We start from the raw sequence: 14,826 nt of genomic DNA, 5'->3' as shown, positions 1-14,826 counted from the left end.
CGCACAATTCTGGGTGCAGGGGCTGCTTTCGGCAGCCTCTGCCGCACAGGCTTGTCTCGCATAGAATGGTGGCAATGTCTGCGCCATTTTCTACTGCAACCGCTTCCGACGTTCGCGTTCGGTTTTGTCCGTCACCTACGGGTACGCCCCACGTTGGGCTGATTCGTACTGCCCTGTTTAACTGGGCGTATGCGCGCCACATGGGCGGCAAGATGGTGTTCCGTATTGAAGATACGGATGCCGCTCGCGACAGCGAAGAGAGCTACCTGCAGCTTCTCGACGCGATGCGCTGGTTGGGGCTTGACTGGGACGAAGGCGTCGAGACGGGTGGCCCGAATGAGCCGTACCGTCAGTCGCAGCGCACCGACATCTACCTTGAGGTCATTGAGAAGCTGAAGGCTTCCGGTCACCTGTATGAGTCTTTTGCGACGGGTGAAGAGATCGAGGCCCGCAACGTGGCTAACGGTCGCGACCCCAAGCAGGGCTACGACAACTTCGAGCGCGACCTCACCGCTGAGCAGATCGCGGCATTCAAAGAAGAGGGTCGCCTGCCGGCACTGCGTTTGCGCGTGCCCGACTCTGATCTGAGCTTTGATGACCTGGTTCGTGGCGACATCACGTTCCCCGCCGGTTCGTTCTCTGACTTCGTTGTGGTGCGCCCGAATGGTGCTCCGCTGTACACGTTCGTGAACCCCGTGGATGACGCACTCATGGGCATCACGCACGTGCTGCGCGGTGAAGACCTGCTTTCGAGCACTCCTCGCCAGATCGCCCTCTACACGGCACTTATTGAGATCGGGCTGACGGATGCGATTCCGCGCTTCGGTCACCTTCCTTATGTGATGGGCGAGGGCAACAAGAAGCTGTCCAAGCGTGACCCTGAGGCGAGCCTGTTCCACCACCGTGACCGCGGGTTCATCCCCGAGGGCCTCATCAACTACCTGTCGCTGCTCGGCTGGTCGCTTGCTCCCGACCGCGACGTGTTCTCGGTCGAAGAGATGATCGCGGCGTTCGATGTTGAGAATGTGACGCCGAGCCCGGCCCGTTTTGATGTAAAGAAGGCGGAGTCGCTGAACGGCGACCACATCCGTCTGCTGTCGGCGGAAGAATTTGCTGGCCGTCTCGTGCCGTCTCTCGTTGCTGCTGACGTAATTTCGGCGGAGCCCACTGAGGCTGAGCTGGCGACGCTCGCTGCTGCTGCGCCACTCGTGCAGGAGCGCATGCAGTTGCTGGGCGATGCGCCGGCACTGTTGCAGTTCTTGTTCACTCCGGATGCTGAACTCACGGTTGATGCCGATGCAATGCCGAAGGCCGAAGGCCCCGAGGTCCTGGACGCGTCGATCGCCGTACTGACTGATCTTGATACGTGGACGCACGATGCAATCGAAGCGGCTCTCCGCGCCGAACTTATTGACGTGAAGGAAATGAAGCCACGTTTGGCGTTTGGTCCGTTGCGTAGTGCGATCGCTGGTCGCCGCATCAGCCCGCCGCTGTTCGAGTCGATGGAACTGCTCGGTAAAGAGTCGTCGCTGGTTCGTTTGAAGGCGTTGCGCGCGCAGCTATGAGTGAGCAGTTCGACTGGGATGTTGTCATTGTCGGCGGCGGACCGGCCGGACTCAGCGCTGCCCTGAATCTGGCGCGAGCGCGTCGTCGCACTCTCGTGCTCGACAGCAATCGCCCCCGTAATTCGGCGACGTTTCACTCGCACGGCTTTTTGAGCCGCGATGGTATTTCTCCTCTCGAGCTGCGCAAGATGGGGCGGGAGGAGCTCGAGCAGTATCCGAACGTGAAGTTTGAGCGCACGATCGTCGAGGGTATCGAGCCTCTTGTCGCTGCTGATGAAGCGGATGCCACGAGTGGGGTTTCGAGCGACGCCGAGGTCGCTTCTGCGACCGTCGGCGCCGGCTTTGCGGTGACGCATCGCGGGGGAGCGGTCACTACCCGCACCGTGCTGATCGCGACGGGGTTGCGCGAGGTTCTGCCGAAGTTGCCGATGCTGCGCGCGTTCTATGGCACGAGCATCCATTCGTGCATGGAGTGTGACGGTTATGAGTATGCGGATCGCCCGATTGCGCTGATTGGGCACACGGATGACCTCGCCGAGCGGGCGCTGCTGCTCTCGCAGTGGAGTCGCGATCTGATTGTTTTCACGCAGGGCGTTGGCCACGTGAGCGACGCTGATGAGGCGATGCTCGCGGGGCGTGGTGTTCGCGTGGATCGTCGTGAGGTGGCGGATGTTGCGGGCGACCGTGATGGTCTGAACGGCGTTGTGCTTGCCGACGGCGAAACTATCGCACGCGAGGCCGCGTTTGTGCGCCCCGACTATGAGACGGCGCTCGACTATGCGGCGGGCCTGCAGCTCGCACTCGACGCGGAGGGACTGATTGTCGTGGACGCTGCCGGCCGCACCACCACGGCGGGAGCCTATGCGATTGGTGATGCCACCCCGCCCGGCCCCCAGCAACTCATTGTTGCCGCGGGTGACGGTGCTGAGGTTGCCGCGGTCATCAACCGCGACTTGCTCTAGGGGCTACTTCGCCGCGCGGCCGCGCGTCAGCAGCATGGTGACGAGGCACGCCGCGAACATCACGGCTGTGACGGGGGCCCACACTGCTCGTTCGACGGCGCTTGGCGTGATGAGATTCAGGATGACGCCCAGACCCGCATAGGCGGTGGTGATCCAGGCGAGCACGGCGATGAGTCGGCGTGGGGCGAATCTCGCGGGGCCGCGTTCGGTGCGAGCGAGCATTGCTGCTGCCATGACGAGAACGAGTGCGGCAGAGACGCCCGCAATGACACGGCCCTGAGCGGGGAGCGTGCCTTTGTTCGCCCCGCCCTGGGTGTATTCGCCGAGGGGTGCCCCGAGAACGACCGCGAGTTGGAAGAGCGCGACCAGGGTGAAGAGCACGGCCGCGATAGTGGCGCCGATGCGCGCAGCGCGGTGGATGGGGTTGGCGTTGTCGTTCATCGAGCGGACTCCTTGTGGTCGGTGAGTTGGGCGCGAAGCTCATCGAGCCACGTGATCTCGGCGCGCGCGTGGGTTCGTCCCGATTCGAGCGTTGCGTATTGCAGTCGGATGGCGAGAGTGGTTTTCGAGGGTTTGTGGGGTGCGCTCGAGGCGAGAGCATCGAGCGTGGTGAGGAGTTCGATGGCGGCGGAGCGACGTTGGTCGAGCAGTTCGATAACGCCGGCGGTGCCGAGCGATGCGGCGAAGAAGAGTCTCAGCAGAAAGGGTTCGCGGGAGTTCTCTGGTTCGAGGGGGGAGGCCAGCCAGGCATCCAATGCCTCTCTACCTGGCTTGAGCAGCGTGTACAAGCGGCGGTCGGGTCGTGTTGTCTGCTCGACGGTGGTGCTTTCAACGAGGCCGTCGGCTTCGGCGCGGTGGAGGGTGCGGTAGAGCTGTGACTGATCGGCTGACCAAAAGTGTGCGGCAGTTGTTGAGAACGCTTTGCCGAGTTCGTAGCCGGTCATTGGCTGGATTGCGACGAAACCGAGCACCGCGTGGAGTAGGGACATGTACTGAATATAGGACAAGTCCTATATGGCGTCAAGGGGTGAACCACAGCGCGCTCAGGATGCGCTAAAGTAGTAAATCGGTTCGGCTTCGGCTGAATCCTGTGGGGTATGGTGTAATTGGCAACACGGAAGATTCTGATTCTTTTGTTCTTGGTTCGAGTCCAGGTACCCCAGCAAAACGACTAGGGAGCAACTCCCGCTCAGCCCGGCTCGCGCCGGGTTTTTTCTTTGCTGTAGGTGAGCGCCGTCATTGCGCAACTCGCCGGCCGGTGCCGATCTGAATCGATCTAGCGACCTGCAACTACGCGAACGAGCGCAGCGTTTCGCTCCTCAAGCAGCGTCTGCATGTAGCGGCGGAGGAACAGTTTCTCTGCGAGATGCCCGAGTGGCCCGAAGGGGGCCGCGAAGGTGAGTCGATCCTGCATGTGGGTGCGGCCGTCGATCTCGGTGAAGAGATGCTCGTGGTGGTAGGCGGCGAAAGGGCCGCGGACTTGTTCATCCGCAAACCGGTGCGGAGCATCCACATCAAAAATTCGGATCGTTAGCCGCAGCGGCAAACCGAAGTGTCGCGCCGACCAGGTCACCACATCGCCATCCACGAACTGGCCTGTCGTGCGGCCCGCGACAACTTTTTCGCGGTGGTGCGTCATCGAATCGAGGTGCAGGTTCACGCTCAACGACATCGCGCACACCTCAGCGATCGGGGCATCGAACACCGTATCGAGCACGATCAACTGCGTCATAACTTGAGCCTACTGTTCGCCAGCGCGAGCCTCGGCGGGGGCGGTTCGTGCGGCCTTGAGCGATCCGGCAAATCTCACGCAACACCACACACCGCGGGCGAAAAACTATCGCGCAATGACGGGGCAGACAGGTACGATCATCGCAACGAAGCTGTGCCAACGAGGGAGTTGCAGTGAGAACTACGTCCCGCCTAAGTCCGAAAGTTCTAACGCTTATCGGTGCAACTGTTGTCGTCTAGAGGCCAGGCGTTCCTGAAGGGGATAAGAGCAGCAGGTCTTGGGCTTTCCGCAGTTGCTCTAACGATCGGCCTGAGCTCGTGCACCGCGCCACCGCCCCCAACGTACGAGAGCGTGATTGGGCTGACCGTATTGGAGGCCACACCATTGCTTCCCGATGACCTTCGCATCTACGACCTGTCGATCCCGCTTCTCGACATCGCGCCCGCCTATAACGGCGGTGAACCGGCGGGCCGCTGGGTGATCGTGGCACAGTGCCCCGAAATCGACGCCGGGGCAATCGGCGTCGTGCCCATTGACGAGTACACGGGCGACCTCAGAGCAAGCGCCGAAGATCACAGGTGGAATGACGCGCTACTGGAGTGCGCTGAATGAGGAAGCTACCAGCCAGCTTCTGGACTCTTCTGCAATAAAGCTTGATTTGTTTCACTCAGGAGGATACATTTCAAGTATGGACATGCGAGAAGTTGAACATGCTCTCGCCGAAATTACGGCAAGTCAGTGGGGAATGGTGACCACTGCGCAAGCGGCGCGGGCGGGAGTGTCTCGACTGACTCTTGCGCGTTCCGAAGAACGGGGAGCACTTGAACGCCTTACTCAAGGGGTTTACCGGGATACCGCTGCACCAAACGATGTGAGCGAAGAGCTCAAGGCTGCGTGGCTCAGCACTGACCCAACTCGTCTGGCTGAGGAACGACTTCGCGATGCAGAAAAAGGGGTCGTTATTTCAGGGGAATCAGCAGCCTCCCTTCATGGGATTGGCGACATTCGGGCTCTTCACCACGAATTCACTGTGCCCACAAGGCGACAAACCCAACGCCGTGAGATCCGCTATCGGCAGCGCGCGCTAGACCGCAAAGACATCACCATCGTTGCGGGCCTTCCCGTCACAACTATCGAGCGCACAATCGCCGACCTTGTGGAAGCGCGAACCGACCTGAGCCTCCTCGCAGCGGTAGTAAGAGATGCGACGCGGAAAACTTCGCTAGATCGACAACGACTACTCGAACTGCTCGAGCCCCTCGCTGCAAGAAATGGGTTTAATGACGGTGACGCAGAAGCGTTTCTTGAGCACATACTCACAGCCGCAGGAGTTGATACCGTGTCGCTAGCAAAGCAACTCGTCGCCATTCCAGGAATTGCGGACGCAATCACAGCAGCGTTCGCAACAAGACCAATTGCCACGCAAGCGAATAGAGCTCTGGCTCCGCTCGGCGAAATGGCGAAGCTAGTGAGCATCGCATCCCACAGTCGCGGGTTCGACGATGTCGGTGAACGGTCTCACCGGTGAACGAGCCGTACTCATCGAGCAGTGGAGTTGCGCAAGCCCTCAAAGACGCCGCGAAGAAGGCGCACGCCGCCGACTCAACCGTGACCGTGCAAGAACGGTTGCGGCAGGAAGAATTTCGTCGGTTCCTCAGCCGCGTCTTCGCTTCACCCACCTCCGACTGGATACTCAAAGGCGGCACCGGGGTGCTCGCACGCGTACCTGATGCACGGTCAACACTCGACATAGACCTATATCGCTCCGGATACTCGCTCGAACAGTCATTGGCTGAATTGCGCCGACTTGCTGAAGTCGACCTCGGCGACCACTTTCAGTTCGTCTACAGTTCCCACGAACTGATTCTCGCGGGTGATCAGCAGGCATATACCGAAGGGATGCGCGTCACATTCGCCGTCTATCTTGGAGCTCAACAGAGAGACCACATAAAAATTGACCTCGCTACCGGAGCCGGGCTCACGGACGAGATCACGGTTCAACACCCTGCAGGCGCGCTTGACCTGCCACGCTTGAGGAGTGCACCGTATCGGCTGTACCCCGTCGTCGATCAAATCGCGGACAAAATTTGTGCAACATTAGCGACCTACTCAACAGGGGCATCCACGCGTGAGAAAGACCTCATCGACCTTGTGGTGTTCGCGACCACCCAGGAAATCTACTCAGACTCGCTACTGCGCGCTGTTCGGAGAGAAAGCGCGCGCAGAAAGCTACCCGAAATAGTTGAGCTAGTCGTTCCTCAATCGTGGGGCCCCGCGTATTCGCGAATGGCGCGCGCGACCCCCGCATGTGCTGAATTCACCACTATCGTTAGCGCCATGGAACTGATGAACAGGTTCCTCGATCCAGTTCTCCGCGGGGAAATCGAAGACTCTCTCTGGAACCCGTCAAACAGAAGCTGGAGCGAGCTCAGCCCTGGAGCGGAATAACTGCAACCTTTCCCTTGACCCCAGCGACGACGAGCACATGAGCTGCCTCAACGCCGTCGAGTGCGGCAACGATTGCCGCGACATCCGGCTCCCGCAGCACTGAATCTGCACGCTGAAGAACCGTGACCCGAGCGCCAGTCGAGGCACGAACGGCATCCACAATCTCAGAGCTATCGCCAGAAGCGACAAGCGTCACACGACCGATGCGCTGGACGCGTTCGTCGGCAACGTCAGAGTGGCGATCGTTTCGCCAGATCGCAAAATGGTAAGCCGCAACAAGAAGCGTGGCCGTGAGAAGCCCGAGAGCCTGACGTGAACGCTCAACGAAGCTTTCGCCACTGCCGCTATCGAGCAAGAACGAGAACAGTTGGAACCCGATCACGAGCAACGTGATGAGCGCCACCAACGCGCTGACACCAAAAATGATCACCAGATAGATGCGTCGGCCAGGGGTGGCAACACGCTCAGGGGTTGACGCCTGCAGTGGCTTCCACAACATCCACCACAGCACGCCACCCACGATCAGAGCACTGAGCCCGCCTAATAGCAGACTGCGGATGTTGCCCTCAATAAGTGAACTACTCGACGTAGCGAGCAACGCATTCACCATCACGCCAACACCTGACGCCGCATACGCGAGCGAAACACCGGCACTCGCGAGCCGCGTAGCCGAACGCACCCCGGCCGAACGTCCCGAGACAACACGGGCGTGATAAACCAGCACGAGCGCGCCGACGACCGCATTGGCAATCGCGATCCCTAGAGGCTCAAGCGTGACAGCGATCGGCTGCGGCGACGCCGTTATCAGCTCAAGAATGGCGGTGAGCGTGACCATGATGCCCGCCGCAAACAGCGCAATCGAGGCGATTCCCGCGATAAAGACCAGTAGCACATTCGAAAAACCGTGCGATTGTTCCCTCACACCTACACGGAACCAATGCCACCACCACAACAGCGCACCACCAACAGCCCACACCAGCCCCTGCAAGACCAGCTGCCACACCGGATCGCTAATCACTACCGAGCCGAGTACCGCATCCACCGCAGAATCAATGAGTTGACCGAGAGCCCACACCACACCACCGGCAGCGTACGTGAGGCCAATAAGAGAAGCGATTGCGGGTGCCGCGCCTGGCAGCCGGGTCGGAGCCTTGCTGGGGTGACGCCACATCCAGTAATGCCACAGCCACACCAGCGCCCACACAATGCCCGCCGCGAGCCCATACGGTTGCCAACCATTGACAATGGCTTCTGCAGCCCACGTAAAGAGTGAAATTGTCGACACCAGCAAAGCCACCGTCGACATCAGCATGAGGTAAACAGGCCAGACAACGGATGCTCGGTCGCGGGCCATTGCCGCATCCCGCCACGTCAACCACCACAACAGAGCAGCTAGGGGCCCAGCGATCAGAGCAGAAGCCAACGATGTCGCCAGACCGTAATTATCGAAACTGACCTCGACACGGCTCGCCGAGAACAAGCGATCGAGGAGCCCGCTGACACCACTCGCGGCAATAATCACCGTCGTCGCGAGCAACAGGTACGTGATAACGCGGCGCACCGTTTGCACGCCCCCGACCGCCGGAGTCGCGCTCATTGACGTCATTCGCTTATCCCTTGGTTGTAGCAGAGAGTCAGATCCCACGGAGCTGACTCAATCCTCCATGATCGGTCCTCAAGAACGAGGGCGAACACTTCCTCAGACACATAACCTGATCCGCCGAATTCACCGCTGCCGCGCTCCATCGATACCCGCACTACGGCATTGTCATCGTTGATGATTGACGAAATGACGGTCATCCGCAGCCCCTGAATCGTGTTCAGGTCAGCTTTGTCGCAATTCTCACGCAGCTCGGTCGACAAAAAATCGCGCGCCGCCGCATAGTCGCTATCAACAACTGCCAGCGAATACGACTGCACAACCCCCTCCGGCGTTGTGGGGTCGACCTCCGCGGCCCCGCCCCGGGTGAACACCACCACGAGAGCAATCACCACAATGGCGGCAATGATGGAAAGGATCGCGATGAGCGTCCTATCTGGTCGAACGGATTGCTGCGTCATGAGGACATCATCTACCCTCAGCGCCACTTAAACCACTGTCTTCGTGCCCTGTTCGGATCGTGTCCTGAAGCGTCGACGTGCCGCGGATGTTGCACCCGACCCACGAGCGACGCACACTCAGTTTGTAGGCTTACCCCGCATTTCCAACGTAATTTGCGTGGCATCAAGATTGTCGAGCGCATTCTCGAGCACATCTGCATCGAATATTCCGTTATCGCGGGCATCAAGGAGTGCCGTGCGTTGGGCGCGGATGACGGCGAGATGGTGTCGCTTTTCTGTGTCGAAGCGTGCTCGCCGAAGCTCATAGTCTTCGTCGGACGTTGAGTGATCGTCGCCCTCCAACTGGTCGCCATTGACCGTGCTGATTTCTACTTCGTCACCCGCTGCAGCAGGCTTCGGCACTGTCGCGGCGCTCGCCTTAAGTAGAGCAAACAGCCTTGTGCGCTCGGTGGTTGCCCGTTCATCCTCGACAGCCTGATCCACTTTCGGCGCGATACGTCGGACAACCGCTCCGATAGTTCCGCCCTGCACCAGCAATGACATGGCCGCTACGGCGAAAGCAATAAGAACGAGTGTCGAGCGCAGGGGAGTGTCGATGGGAAGCGACTGCGCTGCAGCGACCGTAATAGCGCCGCGCATCCCCGCCCACACCACCGTGGTGCCCTCACGCCATCCGAGTGGTTCGCGCAAAAAGTATTCGATATCGGCCAGCGAGCGAGTCACCAGTGACGTGACCCGATTAACGTAGCGAGCCGACTTGGTGGGGGTGAGGCCACTGGGGTGTGCTGGGGCATCCAGAATCTCCTGCGGGGTTGTCAGTCGCTCCTGAATCACTTCCATTCGGGGCTTCATTTTGGCGTGCCGCCGCGATCGTCGAGACAGCACCGCCAGCAGCGGTGCGACAAAAGCAGCGCGAACCACAACAGTAATGACGAGCGCCCCCACCGCATTCAGCAGCGAGGCTTTGATTCCGGCATCATCGTTTTCCACATCGGTGAGGATGCTCGAAATCTGCAATCCCATCAACAAGAAGATGCCGCCCTCAAGAACAAGCTCGATCATGCGCCAGTTCTGGGAATCTGACAGCCGGTTCTGGGGAGAAAGAACGCGGGCCGCTCGAACGCCGGTGACGAGCCCAGCAACAACCGCGGCGACCAGCCCAGACGCCCCCAAAAGCTCAGCGGGGATAGAGGCAACAAAGGGAACAGTAAAGGAGAGCGCAGTATTGACGGTCGGATCGGTGATGCGCTTACGCACCTCTAGGTTCAGCCAGCCAACCGCCCCGCCAATGACGAGAGCAACCGCGACCGAATACGAAAAGGATGCGACGACGCCCCAGAACGAGAACGAGGCGGCAGTGGCCACAATCGCCGCCCTCAGCAGGGTGAGCGCGGTGGCGTCGTTGAGCAGGCTTTCACCGTCAAGCATCGCCACGACCCGCTTCGACACCGGGGTCTGCTTCACAATGGATGCCGCGACAGCATCCGTCGGGCTAATGATCGCCCCGAGCGCAACGCCCCAGGCAAACCCGAGCCCGGGAATCACGAGCATGAAGAACACACCCAAAATGAGCGACGTGCCCACGACTAGCGCAACTGAGAGCCCACTAATTGCCCCAAATTCGCGCCGAAAGTTCATGGTCGGCAATGACACGGCAGCCGAATAGAGCAGTGGCGGCAAGACGCCAAGAAGAATGAGCTCTGGGCCAATCTCCACCGAACTGAACGCCGGCACCACCAAACTTGCGACAACCCCAATCGCCACCAACACGAGGGGCGAAGCCACCCCGAGGCGAGGTCCGACGAGAGTTGCTCCGGCAATCACGATAAGCGCGACCACCATCACGATTAGCAGTTCAGTCATGGGGTTAACCATGCAGCAACGATTTATCGAGAAGCTGGGGGAGCTCGAAAAGAGAACTCGTGTTGGGTCCAGACGGGCCCCTCAACCGGTGGCGGTGACCTTGTGGTCACCGCCACCAACAGTTAAGGCTGGCTGCGAATTATGGAAATCGCGCCGGACTGATCACTCACTGTCGTCAGTTCGTGAGATTCGGCATCCGAGTCCACATCCGATTCGGCGTGGGATTCTGCATCACTTTCGCCGGCCACAATGAGGGTGTCGGTTGGTTCGTCACGCTTGATGGTGGTCGCCAGCGGAACCTCTTTCACGAAGGCCAGCAGTACAGCCGAGAGAAGCACGAGCGGCACCATGTAGAGGAACACCGGGGTCAGCGAGTCGTTGTACGAACCCACGATGATCTCGCGCACCGCATCCGGCAGGTCGCGCACTGCGGCAGGGGTCAACGAGTTAGTGTCGCCAGTTGCCCCAGCGGCAGCGGCCGGAAGACGAGTGCCCAAAAGTTCCGTGAGGCGAGCAACGAAGAGACTGCCCACAACTGCGGTACCAATAGAGGCACCAATCTGACGGAAGTAGTTGTTCGATGCCGTCGCGGTACCCACTTGGGAGTTCGGGAAAGTGTTCTGCACAATGAGCACCAGAATTTGCATGCTCATACCTAGCCCCAGCCCCATCACCGCAAGGTAAGAGCAGAGAATCCAAATAGGCAGATCAGGGGTCATCGTCGAGAGCAGTGCCAAACCGATCGCCACAATTATTGACCCCGTCAACGGCAACCACTTGTAGCGACCCGTCCGGCTCACCAGTTGACCAGCCGTCACCGAACTCACGAGCAGAGCACCCATCATCGGGATCATCAACAATCCGGCCTGGGTAGCATTCACGCCCGTCACCATCTGCAGGTAGGTGGGCATGTAGGCGAGGGCACCAAACATGGCGATACCCGTGATGAGGCCGGATGCCGTGGTCAGAACAAAGTTGCGTTCCTTGAACATGTGCAACGGCATGATCGGCTCAGCCGCAGCGCGCTCCACCATGACGAAGGAGAATCCGGCAACGACGGCGAGAGCAATCAGGCCGATGATGATGAGCGAATCCCAGTCATACTGCGTTCCGCCCCACGTGGTGACGAGAACGATCGCGGTAGAGGTGAGAGCGAGCAGGATCATGCCGGCAACATCGATCGTCGGCTTGCGCTTCGAGGTCTTCGGAAGCTTCAACAGGGTCACAGCAGCGAAAATTGCGAGTGCACCAAGCGGGATATTCATCCAGAATGCCCAACGCCATCCGATGGACTCAGTGAACCAACCGCCCAATAGGGGGCCCGCGACGCTAGCGAGCGCAAAAACGCCACCGATCGCACCCATGTAGCGGCCGCGCTCTCGAGCGGGAACCACATCGGCGATGATCGCCTGCGAAAGAATCATGAGGCCACCGCCACCGAGCCCCTGAACGGCGCGACCGATAATCAGCCACGTCATATCGGGAGCAAGGCCACCAACGACGGAACCAATCATGAAGATCGAGATTGCCCCGATAAAGAGGCCCTTGCGACCGACGAGGTCGCCGAGCTTTCCGTAGACCGGCATCATGATTGTGGATGCCAAAATGTAAGCGGTCGTGACCCACAGCATGTGGTTGACGCCGTCGAGTTCGCCGACGATGGTGGGCAGAGCGGTGCTGAAAATGGTCTGGTCGAGTGCCGAAAGCAGCATGGTGACCATGAGGCCCGCAAACAAGAGCAAGATGCTGCGCTTTGTTGCCGGATCACTCGTGGTCATGACTTCGGGTTCATTGGTAGTTGTCATTGAAATGTGTTCAGTGTTTCTCGTGTAAGTCCGACCGCGCGAAGGTACATGGAGTCGATGTCGGCGGTAGCGCCATCAGCGATCCATTCCTTTACTGCGATTCGAACGGATGCGACGCAAGTGGCTACGGCAATTTCAGCGACCTGTTCGGGGTCGCGGGGAAGCGTCGCTTCTCGCTTGGTGAGGAATTCGACAACGGCAGCAGCCATTGTGCTGTTCAGTTGCGTGAATTGGTGAATCTGTCGGCTCAACAAACGCGGGTGTTCTTGAACAAGAGCCATCCGCTGAGTTTTGAGCTGAGTTCGTGCGGCCATCGGGCCAAAGATGTGGAACATGGTGGAGACGATCGCAGCGACCAAGTCGTCGGTTTCTGCACCGGCTACTCCGGCGTCGATCGCGCGCTGAACTTCGCCGATGTCTTGGATGCCGAGGATGGCATTCTCTTTACTCTCGAAATAGTTAAAGAAGGTGCGCGGCGAGATGTCGGCACGGTCGCTGATCATGTCGACTGTGGCGCCGTCAAGCCCTTCAGCCGTGACGATCTCGACCGCAGCGGTCTCAATGCGCAGTCGCGTTTCGAGTCGCTTGCGGTCGCGAAGACCGAGGGGAGGAGTATCAGGCACTCAGCAATAATTGCAGGGACTGCAAAAATGCACAACTGCAAAAAGCTGGGAGGATGCTCAGAAGATTCGCGGAATCGTCTCTGGGACAGCCGAACGGTCACCCCAGAGCCGCGAAAATTACCTAGAGCGCAAGCGATTCGCCGGGCTGCAGCACAGTGAAATCGCCGCCGTAGCGCGCCATGACATCCGTGATTCGGGCGGCCGACAGCGCGAGTCCTTTGTCAGAGAGCACGGCATCGTGTGTCTGAAATGCGCGCTTCGGTGCCAACTCAGCCACGTAATCCATGACCTCACTGATCTTCAACCACGGTGCACCAGCGGGGATTGCGGCGCTCACAACAGGCTTGGGTGGCACGGTAAATGAATCTCCGCCATACCAAAATTCACCATTGACGAGCACACCCAGGTTGTCGATCACCGGGATTGATTCGTGGATGACAGCGTGTTCGCCGCCGAAAAATTCGAGTTTCCAGACACCAATAGTTTCGGTCGCGCCGTCGACAACTGTCGTTACATTCCAGTCGCTGGCAGCGGCCGCGACACCGGCAGGGCCGAAAATGGGCGCGTCGGGATTGTTTTCCCGAATGCGCGCAAGTTGCTCACTCGTCCAGTGGTCGGGGTGCTGGTGGGTGATCACGATCGCGGTCACGTTGTCGAGTTCCGGTAGTGGTTCCGTGAACCCACCGGGGTCGATGACGAGTCGTTGGTTTTCGTGCTCAAGAACGAGGCACGCGTGCTCATACTTGGTGACATTCATGTCCTGAGCCTAGACCGGTGATGTCAGTGGTGCATCCGATGTGAATCAGTGCGACATACTGATCAGGTGGAGTCGATCAAACCCCTGCGTCTTATTGTCGCGATCAATCCGACAGCGTCTTTTGGTAAAGGCAGACATGTTGGCCCCCAGGCTGTTGAGGCACTGCGTGCCCTCGGTCATGAGGTCACCGCTCTTGAGGAGCCGAACTTTGCGTTGCTACTGAAGCGCGGCCGCAAAGCTGTCGCTAAGAAGCCGGATGCTCTTCTGGTCGTTGGCGGCGATGGCATGGTCAATCTCGGCACCAATTTGGTGGCGAAGACGAAGGTTCCGTTGGGAATCATCCCGTCGGGAACCGGCAACGATATGGCCAGAGGTTTGGGCATCCCCTTTGCAAACACAGATGCCGCTATCGCGAGCATCGTGCGCGGCCTTGGTCGGCCGTCGCGTGCGATCGATGCTGGCAGCGTTGCTTATGTTGATGAAGCTACGGGCACCCCGGCAACACGCTGGTTCGCGTGTGTGCTGTCTGCCGGATTTGACGCCATTGTCAACGAACGCGCCAACCTAATGTCGTGGCCCAAGGGTGCGAGCCGCTATACGGTCGCTCTCGTCATCGAGTTGTTGCGATTGCGCGCCATCACCTACAAACTCACGATCGATGACATGGTGATCGAGACCACGGGTGCGCTCATTAGTGTCGGCAATAACGTTTCGCTGGGTGGCGGCATGAAAGTGACGCCGGACGCGCTCGTGGATGACGGTCTCGCTGACGTTCTTGTCGTCGAGGCCCTTTCGCGGTTGGCTTTCTTGCGCGTGTTCCCGCGCGTGTTTTCGGGCACACATCTCAGCGATCCTCGGGTGACGGTTTATCGCGGAAAACGCATCCGCATTGAGTCTGAGGATGTCACGGCCTATGCCGATGGTGAGCGGTTTGCTGCGCTACCGATCGACATCACTATGGTTCCTGGCGTGCTTCGCATCCTCGACCAGCGGGAATAATCCGCCGAGGT

The 14,826-nt window shown here is 59.5% G+C and carries 15 protein-coding genes and 1 tRNA gene; 7 read left to right on the top strand and 9 right to left on the bottom strand.

All coding sequences use genetic code 11. From position 1 onward, the window contains the following. Window positions 1–74 precede the first annotated feature (74 nt). Together gltX and ACOH1Z_RS03830 are read left to right on the top strand one after the other, a co-directional pair. Window positions 75–1,565, top strand: coding sequence for a glutamate--tRNA ligase (gltX, locus tag ACOH1Z_RS03835; protein ID WP_449647154.1), 1,491 nt, complete (start codon window positions 75–77; stop codon window positions 1,563–1,565). Next, complete coding sequence (locus tag ACOH1Z_RS03830) at window positions 1,562–2,527, top strand: NAD(P)/FAD-dependent oxidoreductase (protein WP_449647153.1); 966 nt, start codon at window positions 1,562–1,564, stop codon at window positions 2,525–2,527. The genes gltX and ACOH1Z_RS03830 overlap by 4 nt, the downstream gene beginning before the upstream one ends. A 3-nt stretch (window positions 2,528–2,530) precedes the next feature. Here the strand turns inward: ACOH1Z_RS03830 and ACOH1Z_RS03825 are convergent, their stop codons facing one another. Continuing rightward, window positions 2,531–2,968 (bottom strand): hypothetical protein, encoded by a 438-nt coding sequence (locus tag ACOH1Z_RS03825; protein WP_449647152.1) that lies wholly within the window; start codon window positions 2,966–2,968, stop codon window positions 2,531–2,533. After that, complete coding sequence (locus ACOH1Z_RS03820) at window positions 2,965–3,516, bottom strand: PadR family transcriptional regulator (RefSeq protein ID WP_449647151.1); 552 nt, start codon at window positions 3,514–3,516, stop codon at window positions 2,965–2,967. Before ACOH1Z_RS03820 ends, ACOH1Z_RS03825 begins: the two co-directional genes overlap by 4 nt. Window positions 3,517–3,618: 102 nt before the next feature. On the opposite strand from ACOH1Z_RS03820, the gene ACOH1Z_RS03815 reads away from it, so the two are divergent. After that, window positions 3,619–3,690: transfer RNA gene (locus ACOH1Z_RS03815), tRNA-Gln, on the top strand. Between the two features lie 113 nt (window positions 3,691–3,803). Here ACOH1Z_RS03815 and ACOH1Z_RS03810 read toward each other — a convergent pair. Next, on the bottom strand, window positions 3,804–4,259 hold the full coding sequence (locus ACOH1Z_RS03810) for an SRPBCC family protein (RefSeq protein WP_449647150.1): 456 nt from the start codon (window positions 4,257–4,259) through the stop codon (window positions 3,804–3,806). A 351-nt stretch (window positions 4,260–4,610) separates the two neighbouring features. On the opposite strand from ACOH1Z_RS03810, the gene ACOH1Z_RS03805 reads away from it, so the two are divergent. The 3 genes from ACOH1Z_RS03805 (at window position 4,611) to ACOH1Z_RS03795 (ending at window position 6,707) form a co-directional block, all read left to right on the top strand. After that, complete coding sequence (locus ACOH1Z_RS03805) at window positions 4,611–4,871, top strand: hypothetical protein (protein ID WP_449647149.1); 261 nt, start codon at window positions 4,611–4,613, stop codon at window positions 4,869–4,871. A gap of 82 nt (window positions 4,872–4,953) precedes the next feature. Continuing rightward, window positions 4,954–5,787, top strand: a complete 834-nt coding sequence (locus ACOH1Z_RS03800; protein ID WP_449647148.1) for a type IV toxin-antitoxin system AbiEi family antitoxin domain-containing protein — start codon at window positions 4,954–4,956, stop codon at window positions 5,785–5,787. Beyond that, entirely contained in the window at window positions 5,784–6,707 is a 924-nt protein-coding gene (locus ACOH1Z_RS03795; RefSeq protein WP_449647147.1) for a nucleotidyl transferase AbiEii/AbiGii toxin family protein, read from the top strand. The genes ACOH1Z_RS03800 and ACOH1Z_RS03795 overlap by 4 nt, the downstream gene beginning before the upstream one ends. Here ACOH1Z_RS03795 and ACOH1Z_RS03790 read toward each other — a convergent pair. The 6 genes from ACOH1Z_RS03790 to ACOH1Z_RS03765 all read right to left on the bottom strand — a co-directional run bounded on the left by ACOH1Z_RS03790 (window position 6,688) and on the right by ACOH1Z_RS03765 (window position 13,816). After that, window positions 6,688–8,313 carry a DUF5671 domain-containing protein gene (locus ACOH1Z_RS03790; protein WP_449647146.1) on the bottom strand — a complete coding sequence of 542 codons (1,626 nt, stop codon included), beginning with the start codon at window positions 8,311–8,313 and terminating at the stop codon, window positions 6,688–6,690. The two genes, ACOH1Z_RS03795 and ACOH1Z_RS03790, sit on opposite strands and share 20 nt — an antisense overlap. Further along, the gene (locus ACOH1Z_RS03785; RefSeq protein WP_449647145.1) at window positions 8,310–8,768 is read right to left on the bottom strand and encodes an LpqB family beta-propeller domain-containing protein; all 459 of its coding nucleotides are present in this window, start codon (window positions 8,766–8,768) and stop codon (window positions 8,310–8,312) included. Before ACOH1Z_RS03785 ends, ACOH1Z_RS03790 begins: the two co-directional genes overlap by 4 nt. A 117-nt stretch (window positions 8,769–8,885) precedes the next feature. Beyond that, on the bottom strand, window positions 8,886–10,631 hold the full coding sequence (locus tag ACOH1Z_RS03780) for a cation:proton antiporter (RefSeq protein WP_449647144.1): 1,746 nt from the start codon (window positions 10,629–10,631) through the stop codon (window positions 8,886–8,888). Between the two features lie 122 nt (window positions 10,632–10,753). Continuing rightward, on the bottom strand, window positions 10,754–12,436 hold the full coding sequence (locus tag ACOH1Z_RS03775) for an MDR family MFS transporter (protein WP_449647143.1): 1,683 nt from the start codon (window positions 12,434–12,436) through the stop codon (window positions 10,754–10,756). Next, complete coding sequence (locus ACOH1Z_RS03770) at window positions 12,433–13,059, bottom strand: TetR/AcrR family transcriptional regulator (RefSeq protein WP_449647142.1); 627 nt, start codon at window positions 13,057–13,059, stop codon at window positions 12,433–12,435. The genes ACOH1Z_RS03775 and ACOH1Z_RS03770 overlap by 4 nt, the downstream gene beginning before the upstream one ends. Before the next feature lie 121 nt (window positions 13,060–13,180). Continuing rightward, a complete protein-coding gene (locus tag ACOH1Z_RS03765) occupies window positions 13,181–13,816 on the bottom strand; it encodes an MBL fold metallo-hydrolase (RefSeq protein ID WP_449647141.1) in 636 nt (211 codons plus the stop codon). 66 nt (window positions 13,817–13,882) lie between these two features. Here ACOH1Z_RS03765 and ACOH1Z_RS03760 point away from each other — a divergent pair, with 66 nt between their 5' ends. Next, window positions 13,883–14,815 carry a diacylglycerol kinase family protein gene (locus ACOH1Z_RS03760; protein ID WP_449647140.1) on the top strand — a complete coding sequence of 311 codons (933 nt, stop codon included), beginning with the start codon at window positions 13,883–13,885 and terminating at the stop codon, window positions 14,813–14,815. The last annotated feature ends 11 nt before the right edge of the window (window positions 14,816–14,826 follow it).

This window comes from Rhodoglobus sp. (assembly GCF_053580035.1).
Note: the sequence above shows the minus strand (reverse complement) of the source record. Positions and strands in the feature narration are given on the sequence as shown.